13 protein-coding genes are annotated in these 15907 nt (G+C 68.4%); 3 read left to right on the forward strand and 10 right to left on the reverse strand.

Annotated elements, in window-relative coordinates; genetic code table 11:
* Positions 1–24 precede the first annotated feature (24 nt).
* From K0817_RS13130 to manA, 4 genes are all read right to left on the reverse strand, one after another.
* On the reverse strand, positions 25–1437 hold the full coding sequence (locus K0817_RS13130; RefSeq protein ID WP_219981948.1) for a DUF5719 family protein: 1413 nt from the start codon (positions 1435–1437) through the stop codon (positions 25–27).
* A complete protein-coding gene (locus tag K0817_RS13135; RefSeq protein ID WP_253735375.1) occupies positions 1434–4472 on the reverse strand; it encodes a glycosyltransferase in 3039 nt (1012 codons plus the stop codon). The genes K0817_RS13130 and K0817_RS13135 overlap by 4 nt, the downstream gene beginning before the upstream one ends.
* Before the next feature lie 89 nt (positions 4473–4561).
* Positions 4562–4888, reverse strand: a complete 327-nt coding sequence (locus K0817_RS13140) for a WhiB family transcriptional regulator (RefSeq protein WP_219981949.1) — start codon at positions 4886–4888, stop codon at positions 4562–4564.
* A 172-nt stretch (positions 4889–5060) separates the two neighbouring features.
* Positions 5061–6209, reverse strand: coding sequence for a mannose-6-phosphate isomerase, class I (manA, locus tag K0817_RS13145; protein ID WP_219981950.1), 1149 nt, complete (start codon positions 6207–6209; stop codon positions 5061–5063).
* Between the two features lie 83 nt (positions 6210–6292).
* Here manA and K0817_RS13150 point away from each other — a divergent pair, with 83 nt between their 5' ends.
* Both K0817_RS13150 and K0817_RS13155 read left to right on the forward strand, forming a co-directional pair.
* Entirely contained in the window at positions 6293–7762 is a 1470-nt protein-coding gene (locus tag K0817_RS13150; RefSeq protein ID WP_219981951.1) for an O-antigen ligase, read from the forward strand.
* On the forward strand, positions 7759–9135 hold the full coding sequence (locus tag K0817_RS13155; RefSeq protein ID WP_219981952.1) for an O-antigen ligase: 1377 nt from the start codon (positions 7759–7761) through the stop codon (positions 9133–9135). Before K0817_RS13150 ends, K0817_RS13155 begins: the two co-directional genes overlap by 4 nt.
* Positions 9136–9213: 78 nt before the next feature.
* Here K0817_RS13155 and rfbB read toward each other — a convergent pair whose 3' ends face one another.
* Complete coding sequence (gene rfbB, locus K0817_RS13160) at positions 9214–10215, reverse strand: dTDP-glucose 4,6-dehydratase (RefSeq protein WP_219981953.1); 1002 nt, start codon at positions 10213–10215, stop codon at positions 9214–9216.
* Between the two features lie 233 nt (positions 10216–10448).
* Here rfbB and K0817_RS13165 point away from each other — a divergent pair, with 233 nt between their 5' ends.
* Positions 10449–11435 (forward strand): glycosyltransferase, encoded by a 987-nt coding sequence (locus tag K0817_RS13165; protein WP_219981954.1) that lies wholly within the window; start codon positions 10449–10451, stop codon positions 11433–11435.
* Positions 11436–11483: 48 nt separating this feature from the next.
* Here K0817_RS13165 and K0817_RS13170 read toward each other — a convergent pair whose 3' ends face one another.
* The 5 genes from K0817_RS13170 to gmd all read right to left on the reverse strand — a co-directional run bounded on the left by K0817_RS13170 (position 11484) and on the right by gmd (position 15896).
* Positions 11484–12230 carry an ABC transporter ATP-binding protein gene (locus K0817_RS13170; protein WP_219982000.1) on the reverse strand — a complete coding sequence of 249 codons (747 nt, stop codon included), beginning with the start codon at positions 12228–12230 and terminating at the stop codon, positions 11484–11486.
* Entirely contained in the window at positions 12230–13036 is an 807-nt protein-coding gene (locus K0817_RS13175) for an ABC transporter permease (protein WP_219981955.1), read from the reverse strand. Before K0817_RS13175 ends, K0817_RS13170 begins: the two co-directional genes overlap by 1 nt.
* A 92-nt stretch (positions 13037–13128) precedes the next feature.
* On the reverse strand, positions 13129–13848 hold the full coding sequence (locus tag K0817_RS13180; protein ID WP_301339929.1) for an SGNH/GDSL hydrolase family protein: 720 nt from the start codon (positions 13846–13848) through the stop codon (positions 13129–13131).
* A gap of 21 nt (positions 13849–13869) precedes the next feature.
* Positions 13870–14853 (reverse strand): GDP-L-fucose synthase, encoded by a 984-nt coding sequence (locus K0817_RS13185; RefSeq protein WP_253735377.1) that lies wholly within the window; start codon positions 14851–14853, stop codon positions 13870–13872.
* Complete coding sequence (gene gmd, locus K0817_RS13190) at positions 14850–15896, reverse strand: GDP-mannose 4,6-dehydratase (RefSeq protein ID WP_219981958.1); 1047 nt, start codon at positions 15894–15896, stop codon at positions 14850–14852. The genes K0817_RS13185 and gmd overlap by 4 nt, the downstream gene beginning before the upstream one ends.
* Between the last annotated feature and the right edge of the window lie 11 nt (positions 15897–15907).

A 15907-nucleotide genomic window follows, 5' to 3' on the forward strand; every position in this document is an offset into this window, starting at 1 on the left:
GCAGCCGCCCGCCCTATGTGGACGCTACGGGTACACCACGATCTCAGGCGTCGCGGCATCCGCGGGCCACAGCGGGATGCCGGCCAGGGCGCCGTCACCGGTCAGCGACAGCGCTGCCCGGACCGGGGCGTCCGGCTCGAGAAGGTAGACCGTCCGCGGCGAAAGGCGCGCCGTCATCGTTCCGCGCGCCGGCACGGTCAGCTCGAGCCGGTAGGCGCCGTCTTCGGAGGTGATGGTGACCGTCGCCGCCTCGTCCGCCGGATTCACGACGGTCAACGTCGGCGGGGGTCCCGCCGGGGCGGCGAACAGGCTCGGCACCGCCACCTCGGGCGATGGCGTGTACCAGGCGAAGTCGTCGCCCTCGTCGAACCCCGTCGCCTGCCACACGCCGGACACGATCGGCACGTCAGCGGCGACGTCGACGGTGTACGAGCCGACGGGCAGTCCCGGCAACGAGATCTCGACCGGCTGTCCGGCGCTGAGTGCAACCTCCTCCGGCTGCAGCGCGGGCTCGGCGCGGCCCGTGGCGGTGACAGTCACGCGCACAGTGGTGTCGGCGGACGGCGCAAGGACCCGCAGCACGGTGGCGGCGTCGGACGCGCCCTCGACGCCGGGCGCGCCCGTGACGGTGACACCCGCGATCGTCTGCTGCAGCTCGGGCTGTGGCACAGCCCCCACCTGGTCGACGCCGCCGGGTGTGAGGGTACGTGTGATGCTGGTCTGCAGCGAGGCGTGCACCGGCGCTCCCGTCGCGGTGGCGCGGATGACGGGACTGGCCTCATCGAGTGCGATACCGGCCAGCGGCACCACCCGCTGGGTGCCCGGGGGCACGATCACCGAGCCGCCAGGCGGCGCTTGCTCACCGGCTGCCCCGAACAGGGTGAGCTCCACCGTGGCCGCCACGGTGCCGGGGTTCGCCAGCAGCACCAGGTCGGAGGCACCGGTCGTTCCCGACCCCCCGACCAGCCACGACTCGAGCAACGGCGGACGACATGCCGAGGCTGCGAACCCCGCGAGGTCGTCGGCCGACACCGTGGAGGCTCCGGCGGCGGCGACATCGACGCGCTTGCGCTCGAGCGGCAGCGCCGTGAAGGCGACGGGTCCGTCCCTGCCCGAGCCGACGGCCGCCTCGAGCACCTGCTCCTGCGGCTCAGGTGCGTCCGAGGTCACACCGGTTGTCATGCTCTGGGGTGCGGCGGCGGTCAGGGATGCCGCATCCAGCGGATCGCGTCCGAGCGACAGCAGCGGACCGTCGCACGCGACGGTCGACGCGGCGGGCGCCGGCATCGCCGACACGCTCACCGGTTCTCGCGACACCGTCGGCCAGGGCAGCGAGATCGCCGTCACGACCGTGATGACCGCCGCAATCGACACGATGGTCCCCACGAGCAGACGCGCGCTCGTCGTCGCCCACCGGAACACTCTCCGATCGCTCATTGCCCCTCCTGCCAGTGCGGCCCCACCACGCGGGGCGTGCGGCGCGCCTCGCGGCGCGACGCTGCGGTCGGAACGGCGAGCAGCAGCGCGATGCCGAGCACGATCAACTGGCCGATGGCGATCAGCCGGGCGGTGGTGACGACGGATGCAGCTTCCCGCGGCCTCGGCGCCACCTCGCCGATGACACGCCACAGCTCGCCCTTAGTCGTGTCGCCCACGCTGTCGAGCGTGTCGCGCTGGTTCAGCGCGGTCGAGGCCGACAGCCGCATGGTGCGCGCGGCATCCGTCTCGGTCGGCATCGCGGGCGCCAGGAGGATGAAGCTGACGCCCACCTCGGCGAGGCCGGCGACGACATCGTCGGCCGATGAGCTGACCAGGTCTGCAGCCAGCTCCGCCACCGCGGCGTCCTGCGCCGTCGGTCGCGTGCGCGTCGAGAGCATCGTGGTCTGCCCGCCCAGTGTTTCGCTGGCTCCCCACACCACGATGGCAGAGACGCCACCCTCGCCCTGCGGGGTGAGCACGATGGTGCCGACGTCGGGATCGTCGCGGCCCTGCGCCGCGACGAAAGCCGGGAGCGTGCTCTCGGGGCCGTTCGCGATGGTCGCGGTGCGGCGCGTCATCGCCGTCAGCGACGGCACGGCGAGCGCCGCGACGGCGGCGAGCACCACCACGGTGGCGATCCCCCGTATGAACGCGACCCGCGGCGCCAATCCTGCGTCGAGCGTCACCAGGGCACCGCCGACCGCGCCGAGCCACGCCAGGCTGAGTCCGGCACCCGGCCAGATGGCGACCGGGATGGACTGCGAGAAAGCGACTGAGATGCCGACGGCGGCGAATGCCGTGCCCATCCCGAGCGCCGTGACGACCAGCAGGGCGGTACCGACCGCCCACCGCTGGGTGAGCGGTGCGGCCAGCGCGAGCAGGGCGATGGGGGCCGTCAGCAGCGGAACCCACCACGTCGGTCCCTCGGGAATCAGTGTCGTCCAGCCCGCGAGATCCGGGGTGGGGATGCCGGCCGCGAGCAGCGCGCGGCCCGCGGAGTCGGTGCCGACCTGCGGGCCGGCCCACGGCACCCCGGGATCGGCCAGCAGGCCCCAGGGGCGACCGTTCGCCACGGCATTCCAGATCAGCGGCAGCGAAAGGGCGATCGAGGGGATGACTGTCCAGATCAGGCGCGCCACTCCCCGCCCGGCGCGGAGAACGACGGCCAGGAGGATGGCCAGCAGCCAGATCACCGCGAGCGCGGGGGCGAGCGACGGAGCGGTGGCGACGACGGCGGCCAGCAGGATCGATGCGGCCCCTGCGCCCGACCACGAGCGATGCGCGACCGACCCCGCGAAGAACAGCCAGGGCAGCAGCAGGTGGAGGATGACCGCCGTCGGCCGGCCCTGCGACAGCGCCACCACGAAGGTGGGCGCCAGCGCCCACGTGGCGCCGCCGAGCAGCCGCAGCAGGGGGCGCTCGGTGACGCGCGTCGCAGCGAGCCAACCCCCGAGGGCCGCGAGCGGAAGCGCGAGGAGCCACAGCACGACCAGCGCCCTCGACGGGTCCCACGGTGCGAGGGTGCCGATCACGGCGATGACCGACGCGAACGGGTCGGCGGGCCCTACCGTGTCCAGCCCCAGCGACCGCTGCCCGAAGGCCGCCTCATCCCAGAGCCATCCGACCGTGTTCGCCAGTGGCTGGAGCGCGCCCCCACCGAGCACCGGCCACGCCAGCAGGGCGGGGAACGAGGCAACCGACACCACGAGCGCGCCGAGCACGAGCCACGCGCCACCGCCGGAGAAGAAATGCAGGTCGCCGCGGCGGTGTCCGCCGAGTGCGATCTCGGGCTCGTCGTCGAGCCGCTCCCGCAGCTCGCTCTGCGAGATCCGCAGGGGCGCCAGTTGTGCCCACGGCACGCGCTTGGTGACCGCGATGCGGCGCCGGGCCCGGCCGATGGCGATGAGCCGCACGAACACGACGACCGCCGCAGCCCACTCAGGGCCGATGCGAACGGGCTGCTTGCGCACCAGATCGACGACCGTCCGCCACAGTGCAAGCGGGAGCAGTGAGAGCCAATGCAGCGGCAACGCGCCGAGTGGCGCGTACGCCAGCCGCCGGTGCAGCTGGGCGACGCGCTCGGCGTAGACGATCCGGCGCCTGCGCTGCGGGGTGTTCGGTGCGGGCAGTCCGGCGGCGCCGTCGCCGGCGACCGCCACGAGCGCCGCGGGCACAAGCGATACCCGTGCACCCGCAAGCCGCGCGCGCACCCCCAGGTCGAGACCTTCATCGGCTCCCGCGAGGCCGCGGTCGAGCCCCGCGAGCTCGCTCCAGGCGTCGCCGCGAACCAGGATGCCGCGCACATCCGTGCCGAGGACGTCCTCGCGAGCATCGTGCTGGCCCTGATCGAGTTCGCCGTCGGCGAGCCCCACGGTGCGCCCGTAGCGCGTCATCCCGATGCCGAGCGAGACGATCTCAGAGCGATCGTCCCACCGCACCAGCTTCGGAGCCACGAACGCGACCGAGGGCGAAAGCTCGAGCGCACCCGCCAAGCGTGCGAGGGCGTCGGGCTCGGGAGCGGTGTCCTGCGCGAGCAGCCACACCGCTTCGTGCCGGCTGGCCTCGGGCGATGCCAGGGCGGTCGCCGCCGCGAATCCCGTCGAGGCGGCGGCGTTCACCACGAAGTCTGCCCCCGCCCCGGCGACGATGTCGGCCAGGCGCTCGTCGCCGCCGCACAGCACGATCGTGAGGGCGTCCGGCCGGCGTGTCTGCTCCTGGAGCGACGCGAGCGTCCGCTTGAGATGAAAGGCCGCCGGGGCGCGCCCGTCCGGCCGCACGACCACGACGGCGTGCACGCGGTGCGAAGGGGATGCCGTCGCCACGACTGTGGGCGAAGGCGCCAGGTCGAGCCTCGCACGGAACCCCTCAGCGCCCGGCACCGAAGCCGACACCGCGACTCCCGACACGGCGGGGTCGGGTGCGGCGAGATCGGACGCGGCGGCGTGAGGCGTGGCTGCGTCGGACGTGCCAGCGTCGGACGTGATTGGGGGCATGACGTCGTCAGCCTAGGTGCGCGCGCCCCGCGGTTCGGTGCGCACGCGCCGGGTCCGCCGGATCGGGCGGACGATCGTCGCGCGAGCGGTCAACCGGCGCGGCGCTTCAGCTTGCGACGCTCGCGTTCGCTGAGCCCGCCCCAGATCCCGAAGCGCTCGTCGTTTTGCAGCGCGTATTCGAGACACTGGTCGCGGACGTCGCACGACGTGCAGATGCGCTTGGCATCGCGCGTGGAGCCGCCCTTCTCGGGGAAGAACGCCTCCGGATCGGTCTGCGCGCACAAGGCGTCTGTCTGCCATGAGAGCGGATTGTCGTCATCCGCTCCGGTGTTGCGACGAACCCCCGGAACCCCCAGTTGAACCGGATCGACGAACCAGTCGTCGGGAACGCCGGAACGGAATTGCGTCACCGTCATGTCGTTCTCACCCCCCGTGAACCCTGCTCCACGCTGGTGCGTGTACGGGTAATTACACTCGTGTAGTTCGCGAAGGTCAAGTCGCAGATACTAAAGCCTCAACCGGTTCTTGAACCTTCGCGACGCGCCGACGGCGTGTCGTGCGCGATAACGGTCCGATGAGAAACGACGCTCAGGCTCCCGGCAACGCGACGAAGAGCTCGCCGGCGCCGGTCACGCGGAGCTCCCCTTCGTCGGGGGTCACCAGCACCGCACGGCCCGGCGCGAGCTCGGCCGTCGTTCCGGACGCCGCACCGGTGACGGTCACGAGACCGGCCGTGGCAAGCGCGATCGCCGGTCCGGCAACGGCCACCGTGGCCGTGGCATCCGTCCGGGCATCCACCCGAAGCAGCGCGAAGTCCGAGACCGGCACGTCGTAGCGTGCCACGCCGGGGCCGACCTCGGCCGCCGTCAGCAGCGGCGGAAGGCCCGGGGTGTCGTCGAGCAGACCCACGAGCTCGGCGGCGTCGACGTGCTTCGGCGTCAGGCCGCCCCGGAGCACGTTGTCGCTCGCCGCCATCAGCTCGACCCCGAGTCCTTCGAGGTAGGCGTGCAGCACACCCGCCGGTACGAACAGGCCTTCACCACGGCGCAGCGTCACGAGGTTCATGAGCAGAGCGACGACGATGCCGGGATCGCCCGGGAAGGCGGCATCCAGCGTGCGCGTCAGCTCCAGCTCGGCGGCGAACTCGTCCGACTCCGCCGCGACCGCCGCTGCGATCACCTCGCGGGCCGTGTCGGTCCCGTCCGACAGGAGCCATTCGATCACGGCGCCGAGCGAGGCTGGGCCTGCCAACCGGTCCGCGAGCGGCTGTGCCCGCGAACCCAGCTCGGCGACGAGGCGCCGCGTGGCGGCGAGGTCGCGCAGTCCCGCGAGCGCGCGGAAGGTGTCGCTCAGCGCGACGATGAGCTCGGGCTTGTGGTTCGCGTCCCGGTACGTGCGGTCAGCGGCATCGCGCGGGATGCCGGCCGCCTCTTCACGGGCGAATCCCGCCTCAGCCTGCGCCTTGGAGGGATGAGCCTGGATCGACAGAGCGGATGCCGCGGCGAGCAGTTTCAGCAGGTACGGCAGCGGTTCCGCGACTCCCGCCTCGGCGCCATCGTCGGCGATCCACCGGTCGAGTGTGCGGCCGTCCGGTGTCTCGGCCGGATCGCCGGGGTGGTCTCCGAACCAGACCTCGGCCTCGGCGCGCCCGGACGGCTCCCTGCCCTCCAGCTCCGCGATCAACGACGTCGAGCCCCACGCGTAGTCGCGAGGGTCGTTGGCAAGGGGGATCAGCATCCGCCCAGCCTAATGACGCGGCCCGTGGATCATCGGCCTCTTCACCCCGGTTTGCCGGGGCTTGCCGGGGTAACCTGATGGCGATGGCCGTCCACTCTAAGCACCCGGCGTCGGCACCGCCCACGCCCCCGGTCCGTGAGAAGACCGGCCATCTGCTGTTGCGCGGCTGGTGCATCTTCGTGCTGTTCATGTCGCTATCGGGCGTCGCGTGGGTGCACGCGTTCGGCACGCCCGTCGCGGCCGCCATCACCATCGGCGCCGGCGTGCTCTCGGTCGTGCTGTGGATCATCCTGCGCCCGCCCGTGCAGTGGCGCCGTCTGCCATGGTTCGCCGTGACCTACGTCGTGTGGGCGACGCTGTCGATTCTGTGGTCGGCGTGGCCCAGCACGACGGCGATCACTCTGCTGCTGCTGTACCTCACCACGATCCAGGCGCTCTTCATCGGGACCGTCCTGACGTGGCGCGAACTCGTCCGGGCTGTGGCATCCGCCCTCAAGTGGGTCATGGCGCTGTCGCTGCTCTTCGAGCTGGCGGTGTCGGTTTTCGTGCGAGGGCCGCTACTCCCCGGCTTCGTCCTGCCCGCGGAGGGCGCCGATCACGACCCGATCGAGTACTGGTCGCGCGACAACCTGTTCGACTGGCCCGAGCGCATCCAGGGCGTCATGGGCAACGCGAACCTGCTCGGACCCGTCGCATTGCTGGCGATCGTCGTGTTCGGTATCCGCATCGCCGCCCGTGCGCCCCGGCCGGGGCTGCTGTACGCCTGGATCGCGCTGTCGGCCTTCCTCTTCGTGAGGGCGTCGTCCGCGACGGCAATCCTCGCCGCTGCCGCCGTGGTGGTCGTGCTCGCCACGGTGCTGCTGATGCGGCGCGCACGCCGGCCCGGCGAGCGCACCAAGTACTACATCGCGTACGCCGCGGTCGGGGCCGGCGGACTGCTCAGCCTCTGGCTGTTGCGCGACACGATCTTCGCCGCGCTCGGGCGCAGCTCCGACCTCACCGGACGCGAAGCGATCTGGCAGGCCGTGCTCGGGCGCACCGCCGAGCACCCGTGGGTGGGATGGGGCTTCGCGACGCCCTGGGCGCCCTGGGACCCGGCCTTCGACCGCTGGGTCGTCGATCACGGGCAGACGGTGCTCCAGGCGCACAACATGTGGATCGACGTGTCGATGCAGCTGGGGATCATCGGCGTCGTACTGATCGCCACCGTGTACCTCGCCTTCGTGTGGCGGTCGTGGTTCTTCGCCGTCGACCGCCCTCGCTGGGATCTGCGGGCGGACCGGCCCTACTCTCCGCTGACCCTGCTGCCGACGCTCGTCGGGGCGATCCTGCTCGTGCAGGGCCTTGCCGAATCCACCCCCCTGCTGTTGTGGGGGTGGCTGTTCGTCGTCATGCTCGGCGCCAAGATCAAGCAGTCTCCTCATGTCGGCGTCGGGCCGGCCGAGCAGAGCGCCGCGATCGAGCTCGGAGAGCAGTCGTCTGCCGTCGACGAACCGCACCTCGTCGGCGATCGCGCCGGGAGAGACGAAACACCGTCGAAGCAGGCGCCATGAGCTCGCAGGCCCAGACCCCACCCCACGGCTGGCTGGTCACGCTGCTGGCCTCGGCATCGTTCGCCCGTGCCTACACGCTCGCCGTCCTGGGGGCGGTGTTCTCGTCGTACGCCATCGAGCAGCTCGCCGGTCGCGTGACCTACATCACCGTCGTCGCGGGTCTTGCCGTGCTCGGCCTCGCGGTACTGGCGGCGCGCTGGCAGGAGATCTCGCTGCTGCGACTCGTGCCGACCACGGTCCTCGCCTTCCTTGCCTGGGCACTGGCGAGCGTCTTCTGGAGCGAGGACCCGGCGACGTCGTGGTGGAGCTGGGTCTCCGCGGCCACGCTCGCCTTCCTCGCCGTCGTGATCGGGCACATCCGCGACACGCTGCAGACCGTGCGCGCCCTCGGCGACGTGCTCCGGGTGCTGCTGGCGGTCTCGCTCGGCGTGGAGGTCCTGTCAGGCATCCTGCTGGACTTGCCCTTCGGCTTTCTTGGTGTGCAGGGCAACCTGGCGCAGCTCGGTCCGATCCAGGGCATCTTCGGCACCCGCAACATGCTCGGGTTCGTCGCGGTGCTGGCCCTGATCACGTTCCTCATCGAGTACCGGACGCAGTCCGTGCGCCCGGGGCTGTCGGTGGCCTCGGTCGTGCTCGCGGGCGGGCTCGCGGCCTTCAGCGACTCCCCCACGGTCTTCGTCCTCGCGGTCGGCGTGGGCCTCGCCGTCGCGGCGCTGGCGTGGGTACGGCACACCCGCCCAGAGCGCAGGGCGGGACTGCAGCTGGCGCTCGGCGGGGTCGTGGTCGTCGGGGTGTTCGTCGGCTATGCGGCGCGGCATCCGATCATCGCCCTGCTCGGGGCCGGCAGCGACCTGTCGATGCGCGTCGACCTGTGGAACATGATGGTCGATCTCGGACGACCGCGCCCCTTGCAGGGTTGGGGATGGTACGGCCCGTGGTCGACGCGCGACTACCCCTTCATCGCGCTCAACTATTGGCTCGACGCGTCGCACGCCACCGGACTGAACGCGTTCTTCGATGTGCTGCTGCAGCTCGGGTGGGTCGGCCTCGTGCTGTTCGTTGGGCTGGCGGGCCTCGCGCTGGTGCGCTCGTGGCTTGCCGCGAGCGAGCGTCGCTCAGTCGTGTACGCGTGGACGCCGCTCATGCTTGTCGCACTGCTCGCCGACTCGATGTTCGAGAGCTTCACCCTGGCAGGCCTCGGCTGGATGATGCTCGTGCTGTGCGCCGTCCGCGCCGGACAGTCCCGGTCGTGGCGCGAGAGCATCGGAGGGCGAACGGATGCCGGTGGCCCCGGCTTGCCGCATGTGCCGGGCTTCGTGCGCCCCGGCGACGTGCCGCCTCGCGCTCAGGGACCCGACGGCGGCACGGATTAGCTCAGGCGAGGACGCGCGATCGCGGGTCTTGCCCCGAAACTGGCTCCGGGTTGAATGGAAGCGACGCCTCAAAGGCCGTCATACTTGGCCTCTGGCGGCGTAGAGCGCTTCGGTGGCGTCCTTCGCAGGCGCCCACCACCACTCGTTGTCGCGATACCAATCGATCGTCGCGCGGAGGCCGGCTTCGAAGTCCCGATACCTCGGCGCCCAGTCGAACTCCTCGCGCAGCTTCGTCGAGTCGACCGCGTACCGGAGGTCGTGCCCGGCGCGATCGCTCACAAGGTCGTAGGCGTCCAGGGGCTGACCCATCACTTCCAAGATCATCTCTACGACCTCCCTGTTACTGCGTTCACCGTCCGCGCCGATCAGGTAGGTCTCGCCAATCTCGCCATTCTCAAGGATCCTTAGTACCGCGGACGAGTGGTCGTCCACATGGATCCAATCCCGCACATTCTCACCCCGGCCATACAGCTTGGGTCGGAGTCCGCGGAGGACATTGGTGATCTGACGCGGGATGAACTTCTCAACGTGTTGGTAGGGCCCGTAGTTGTTCGAGCAGTTCGAGATCGTTGCTCGGACGCCGAACGACCGTCTCCACGCGCGCACCAGAAGGTCTGAACTGGCTTTGGTCGCGGAGTACGGGCTTGAGGGGTTGTACGGGCTGGACTCGGTGAACTTCGCCGCATCGTTCAGTTCAAGATCGCCGAAGACCTCATCCGTGGAGACATGATGCAGTCGCGTCCCGTGCCTTCGCGCTGCCTCGAGAAGTGTGTATGTGCCGACGACGTTCGTATCGAGGAAGGAGCGTGGATCGTTGAGGGAGTTGTCGTTGTGGGACTCCGCGGCGAAGTGGACGACGGCATCGGAACCAGCGAACAACTCATCGACGGCCGCGGCATCCCCGACATCACCCTGAACGAAGATCAACCTTTCGTCGGGCACGCCGTCGAGTGAGCCACGGTTCGCCGCGTACGTGAGCCGGTCGAGAACCGTGACGTGGTCGTCGGTGTGATCGATCAAATAGCGTACGAAGTTCGAGCCCATGAAGCCGGCGCCCCCTGTGACAAGCACTCTGCGCACAGCGGCCTCCTCTGGGGCACGGTTTCACTGCCACGGTCTCCCGATCCCGCTACGACAGAGTGGAAACCGGACCGGTGACGGCTCGTGCTACAAGATATCGGCTCGATCTGAAAAGTGCCCCGCGCTCCGTTGCGCGCCCAAAGCGCATCCCAGTGACCGGACGGTGAGGCAGGGTAGGCTACTCTCCGGCCCGACGCCTCGGCGCCCGTTGCCCCGTTCCCGGAGATCACCCCGTGACACACGTTCCATCCGACGCCGAGTTCGACCCGGCGACCGCCACCATCGCGATCGTCACGTACAACCGCTCGGGGCTGCTGACGCGCCTGCTCGGCAGCATCGTCGTGATGGATCCGAAGCCCGGCCACGTCGTGGTGATCGACAACGCATCGACCGACGACACCACCGATGTCGTCGAGTCGTATCGCGAGCGCCTCGGCAGCACCGAACTCGTCTACCGCCGTATGGAGACGAACACCGGCGGCTCGGGCGGATTCAGCGAGGGCATGCGGGTCGCATATGAACTCGGCTCCGAATGGATCTGGCTCATGGACGACGACGTCGAGGTCATCGACGACGGCCTGGCGAAAATGGGCAAGTGGGCGCCGCGGTTCAAGAGCATCCAAGGCCGCCGCTACGACTACGACGGCAGCGAGTTCTACTGGCAGTACCGCATCGCCGAGCGCATGGGCATTCCGATCCCCTTCGCCCCGGCATCCTTCGATTCCTCCGGCTACAAGCCGATGAACTCGGGATGCTTCGAGGGCATGTTCATCCACCGCGACATCGTGAAGCAGATCGGCCTGCCCGATCCCCGCTTCTTCATCTACTGGGACGACCAGACCTACGGCTGGCTCGCCTCGCGCAAGACCCAGTCGGTGATCGTCGACGAGTTCGTGCTGCGCCGCACGCGCGAGATCAAGCAGTGGGACATGGGCATCCGCCACATGAACGCGTCGAGCAACGCGTACCGCTACTACATCATGCGCAACCGCGCGATCATCAAGCGCTACTACCAGTCCCTCGGGGTGTACCGGCGCGTGCCTTTCGCCCTCGGCACGGCACTCACTTTCGGCAAGGAGCTGATCCGCCTGCTCTTCGTCGAGCGGACGGTGCGCGGCACGTCGAACCTGTTCCGCGGTCTGCGTGACGGACGGAAGATCGCGAAGGATGCTGCGTGGCAGCCGATGCCGCCGCTCGAAGTTGCGACGACCGGTCGTTGAGCGCCCGGTTCCCCGGTCGTTGAGCGAGCGAAGCGAGACGAAACGCTCTCATACCCCCGCAGGGTGATCGGAATTGTACTGATCGAGCACCTCGCCGATTGGCGCGTCCATGGCGAGTCGGTGCTTGTCGAGGTAAAGGCCGCGGGTGCAGAACCTGCGCAGGTCACGCTCGCTGTGCGACACGAAGAACAGGGTCCGCCCGTCGGCCAGCAGTTCGTCGATGCGGCGATAGCACTTCTCTCGGAACGCCTTGTCGCCGACCGCTAGGACCTCGTCTACGAGGAGGATCGGCTCCTCGAGCTGCGATACCACTGAGAAGGCGAGTCGCACCTTCATGCCGTTGCTGAGATGCTTGTACGGGGTATCGACGAAGTCAGCGAGTTCGGCGAAGTCGATGATGCCGTCGAACCGGCGTGACACTTCGGCTTTCGACATCCCATGCAGTCCCGACGTGAGACGCACATTCTCGCGCACGGTGAGATCGCCGACGAATCCGCCGGTGATCTCGATCAGGGGAGCAACCCCGCCGTGGACGGTGACCTTGCCCTCATCGGGGAGCAGCACCCCGGCGACGAGTTTGAGCAGCGTCGATTTGCCCTGACCATTCCGGCCGACGACCCCGATCGATTCTCCGGGCTTCACATCGAAGCTGACGTTGCGAAGCGCCCAGAACTCGTCGGGCTTGGATCGACGGGAGGAATCGGAGAAGAGGTCCTTCACGCTGCGTCGCCCTCGCCGGTTGCGGCGGAAGCGCACCCCGAGGTCGCGGACCTCGATCGCAAGTTCGGCGCCCATCACAGCTCCTTCAGCATCGGACGCTCGAGGCGACGGAACACGAGGATGCCTGCCGCGAGGAACCCGAAGGTCATGACGGCGCCGATCGCTATCACCCAGAGGTCGAACTCCTCCGGAAAGAAGCCCACTCGGTAGAGGGCGAAGATGCCGGCGAGCGGATTGAACGCGGCGAGCGTCTCGGCCGCACCCGGGAGGTCTGACACGCCGTAGATCACGGGTGAGGCGTAGAACAGCGCCCGCAGGATCAGCTTGGTGGTCCGCTCGAGGTCGGTCCAGATGACACAGAGCGGGGCGACAAGCAGACCCAGGCCGATGAGAAGGACTGTCTGGAGCAGCATCGCGACGGGGAACAGCAGCAGACCCCAGTTGAGTTGCACCGGCGTACCGCCGAAGGCCGCGACGGTGACGAACAGAGCGAGGATGGGAAGGGAGCAAAGGAACTCGATCCCCTTCGATAGCACGATGCGATTCACCCAGATCGATCGCGGGATGGCCGTCGAACGCACGAGGCGAGCGTCCTTGTTGAACGCCCGCGTGAAGTCGGAGACGGCGGAGTTGAACCACACCCAGGGGAGCAGCGCCGTGATCAAGAAGACGATGTACGGCTCGTGGCCCACCGAGCGCTCGAAGATCTGGGTGAACACGAACCAGTAGATCGCGCTCATGACGAGCGGATCGAGGACCGACCAGAGGTAGCCGAGCGCACTCGTCGAGTACCGGACCTTCAGGTCGCGCGCCGACAGCAACCACAGCGAGTGCAGGTAGCGCCGGGGCGATCCGGGGGCGCCGACGGCGGCTGTGGTCACGGGAACGATTCTACTTGGGGGACGGAGAGCGATCGTTATGCCGCATCCTCGTCAGTCCTCCGCACGGGACCGGCCGCTGTGAGCCTCCAGGATCAGCCCGCAGCCCGGACAGCCTCGAGGTGGCCCGCGATTGCTCGCCCGGCGGCCGCGTAGCCCTCGTCGGACGTGTGAACGCCGTCGGTCAGGAACGGAGCAGACCAGGTTCCGTCCGTCTCGCGAAGCTCGACCCAGGGGTCGACGTACCCCCAATCGTGCTCTGCTGCCATGGTGGACAACGACTGATTGAACTGCATCGCCTCGGCCGGAAGGAAGTTCAACGGGGGGATCGCGACCAGAAGCACGTCGCGCGCGCTGACCCGATTGGAGATCTCGAGCACGTTGCGCTTGATCTCTTCGATCGGCACGCCCACAGCCAAGTCATTCGTCCCCGCCATGATGACAAGTTGATCTGCGCCAGCGGCGTGCGACACGCCCTCCGCCATCGACGCGGTTGTTGCACCGTCGACCGCCCAGCCTCCGACCACAGTGAACCGGTCACTCGGCAACTGGGCGCCCCACGCTGCGCCTTCTGCCATGCCTGCTCCCAGCGTCCCGCGGAATCCGGTGGAGTTCGAATCGCCGACGATGACCACACGAGTCCGCTCTTGTGTTGATGCAGAAGGCGTGGATGTCTCGGCTTCGGGTGACCGCGAAGCCAGGTGCCCGATCCCTTCCTGGCCGGGAGCGGCACACCCCGCAATCGTCCCGATGAGGAACCCAGTACACACGACCGCGACGACGATGGATCTGTTCACGTCAGCTGTCTGCTTCATCCGCAGCCCGGAGGCTCGCTTCTACTCTCGCAAGGTTCCGACGTGTTGGCGGTACCAGGCGACGGTGCGTTCGAGCCCCTCTTGAAGGGTGATCTTGGAGGTCCAGCCGGCTTCGGCGAGTTTGGAGACGTCGAGGAGTTTCTGCGGGGTTCCGTCGGGCTTGGAGGTGTCCCATTCGGTCTGGCCCTGGTATCCGACGACGGTGGCGATGGTGGCGGCGATTTCGGCGATGGTGACGTCGGATCCGGTGCCGACGTTGACTTGGTCGGGTCCGTCGTAGTGTTCGAGCAGGTGCAGGCATGCGTCGGCCATGTCGTCGGCGTGGAGGAACTCGCGCCGTGGGGTGCCGGTGCCCCAGTTGGTGACGGTGGGTGCGCCGGACGCGGCGGCTTCGTCGTAGCGGCGGATCAATGCTGGGAGGACGTGGGAGCCCTTCGGGGAGAAGTTGTCGTTCGGGCCGTAGAGGTTGGTCGGCATGGCCGAGATCCACGGCAATCCGTACTGCCGTCGCACCGCTTGGGTGTGCAGGATACCGGCGATCTTCGCGATCGCGTAGGCGTCGTTGGTCTCCTCCAGGTGCCCCGTCAACAGCGAGTCCTCACGGATGGGCTGGGCAGCGAACTTCGGGTAGATGCACGACGAGCCCAGGAACAGCACCCGTTCGACGTCGTTGGCGAGGGCCGCGTCGAGGACGTTGACCTGGATGCGCATGTTGTCGCTGAGGAAATCGACCGGGTAGGTGCTGTTCGCCAGGATTCCGCCGACCTTCGCCGCGGCGAGCACCACATACTTCGGTTTGATCTCCGCCATGTAGCCGAAGACCGCGTCGCGGTCCTTCAGATCCAGCTCCGCGGACGGTTTCCCGACGATGTTCTCAAACCCCGAGGCTTCGAGTTTGCGGACGATCGCGGAGCCGACAAGCCCACGATGCCCGGCGACATAGAACGTCGCGTCCCGGTCGAGTTCCCCCGGGGTGTACTGCACCCCGTCCACAGCGGTGGTCACTTCAGTACCAGGGCGGGTTCGGAGTTCCAGGAGCCGAGGGTGACGGTATCGATCCACTCGGGACCCTTTTCCAGCGCTTCCACGTCGGCGTCAACCATCAGCTTCGCCAATTCGTTCCCATCGATCGTCGCCGTCCACCCGAGCTTCTCGGCCGCCTTGGACGGGTCGCCGATCAACGCGTCGACCTCGGTGGGGCGCAGGTACCGCTCGTCGAACTTCACGAACTCCTGCCAGTCCAACCCGACATGACCGAAAGAGGTCTCCAAGAAATCGCGGATGGTCAAACCCACCCCGGTAGCGAGGACGAAGTCCTCCGGCTCGTCGACCTGCAGCATTCGCCACATCCCCTCGACGTACTCCGCCGCGTACCCCCAGTCACGGACCGCGTCAAGGTTGCCGAGGTAGATGTCTTTCTGCACCCCGGCCTTGATCCGTGCGACCGCGCGGGAGATCTTGCGTGTCACGAACGTCTCGCCACGCCGGGGGGACTCGTGGTTGAACAGGATCCCGTTCACCGCGAACATGCCGTACGCCTCGCGATAGTTCTTCGTGATCCAGTAGCTATACAGCTTCGCCGCCGCATAAGGCGACCGCGGATAAAACGGTGTGGACTCCGACTGCGGCGGCTGCGTAGCGCCGTAGAGTTCGGAGGAGGATGCCTGATAGAACCGGGTACGGATACCCGAGAGGCGGACCGCCTCCAACAGGCGAATCGTACCGGTGCCGGTGGTGTCGGCGGTGTGCTCCGGCTCATCGAACGACACCCGCACGTGAGACTGAGCGGCCAGGTTATAAACCTCATCAGGGTTGATCTCGGCCATCAGCGTCACCAGACGCACACCGTCACTCAGGTCGCCGTAATGCAGGAACAGCTTCGCGTTCGGGTCATGCGGGTCCACGTAAAGGTGATCGATGCGCGACGTGTTGAAGGTCGATGCCCGGCGGATCAGGCCGTGGACCTCGTAGCCCTTCGCCAGCAACAGCTCAGCGAGGTACGAGCCATCCTGACCGGTGATACCGGTGATAAGTGCCCGCTTGGTCATGGTTACTTCCA

The sequence above is a fragment of the Microbacterium sp. HD4P20 genome, assembly GCF_019449275.2.
Classification (GTDB): domain Bacteria; phylum Actinomycetota; class Actinomycetes; order Actinomycetales; family Microbacteriaceae; genus Microbacterium.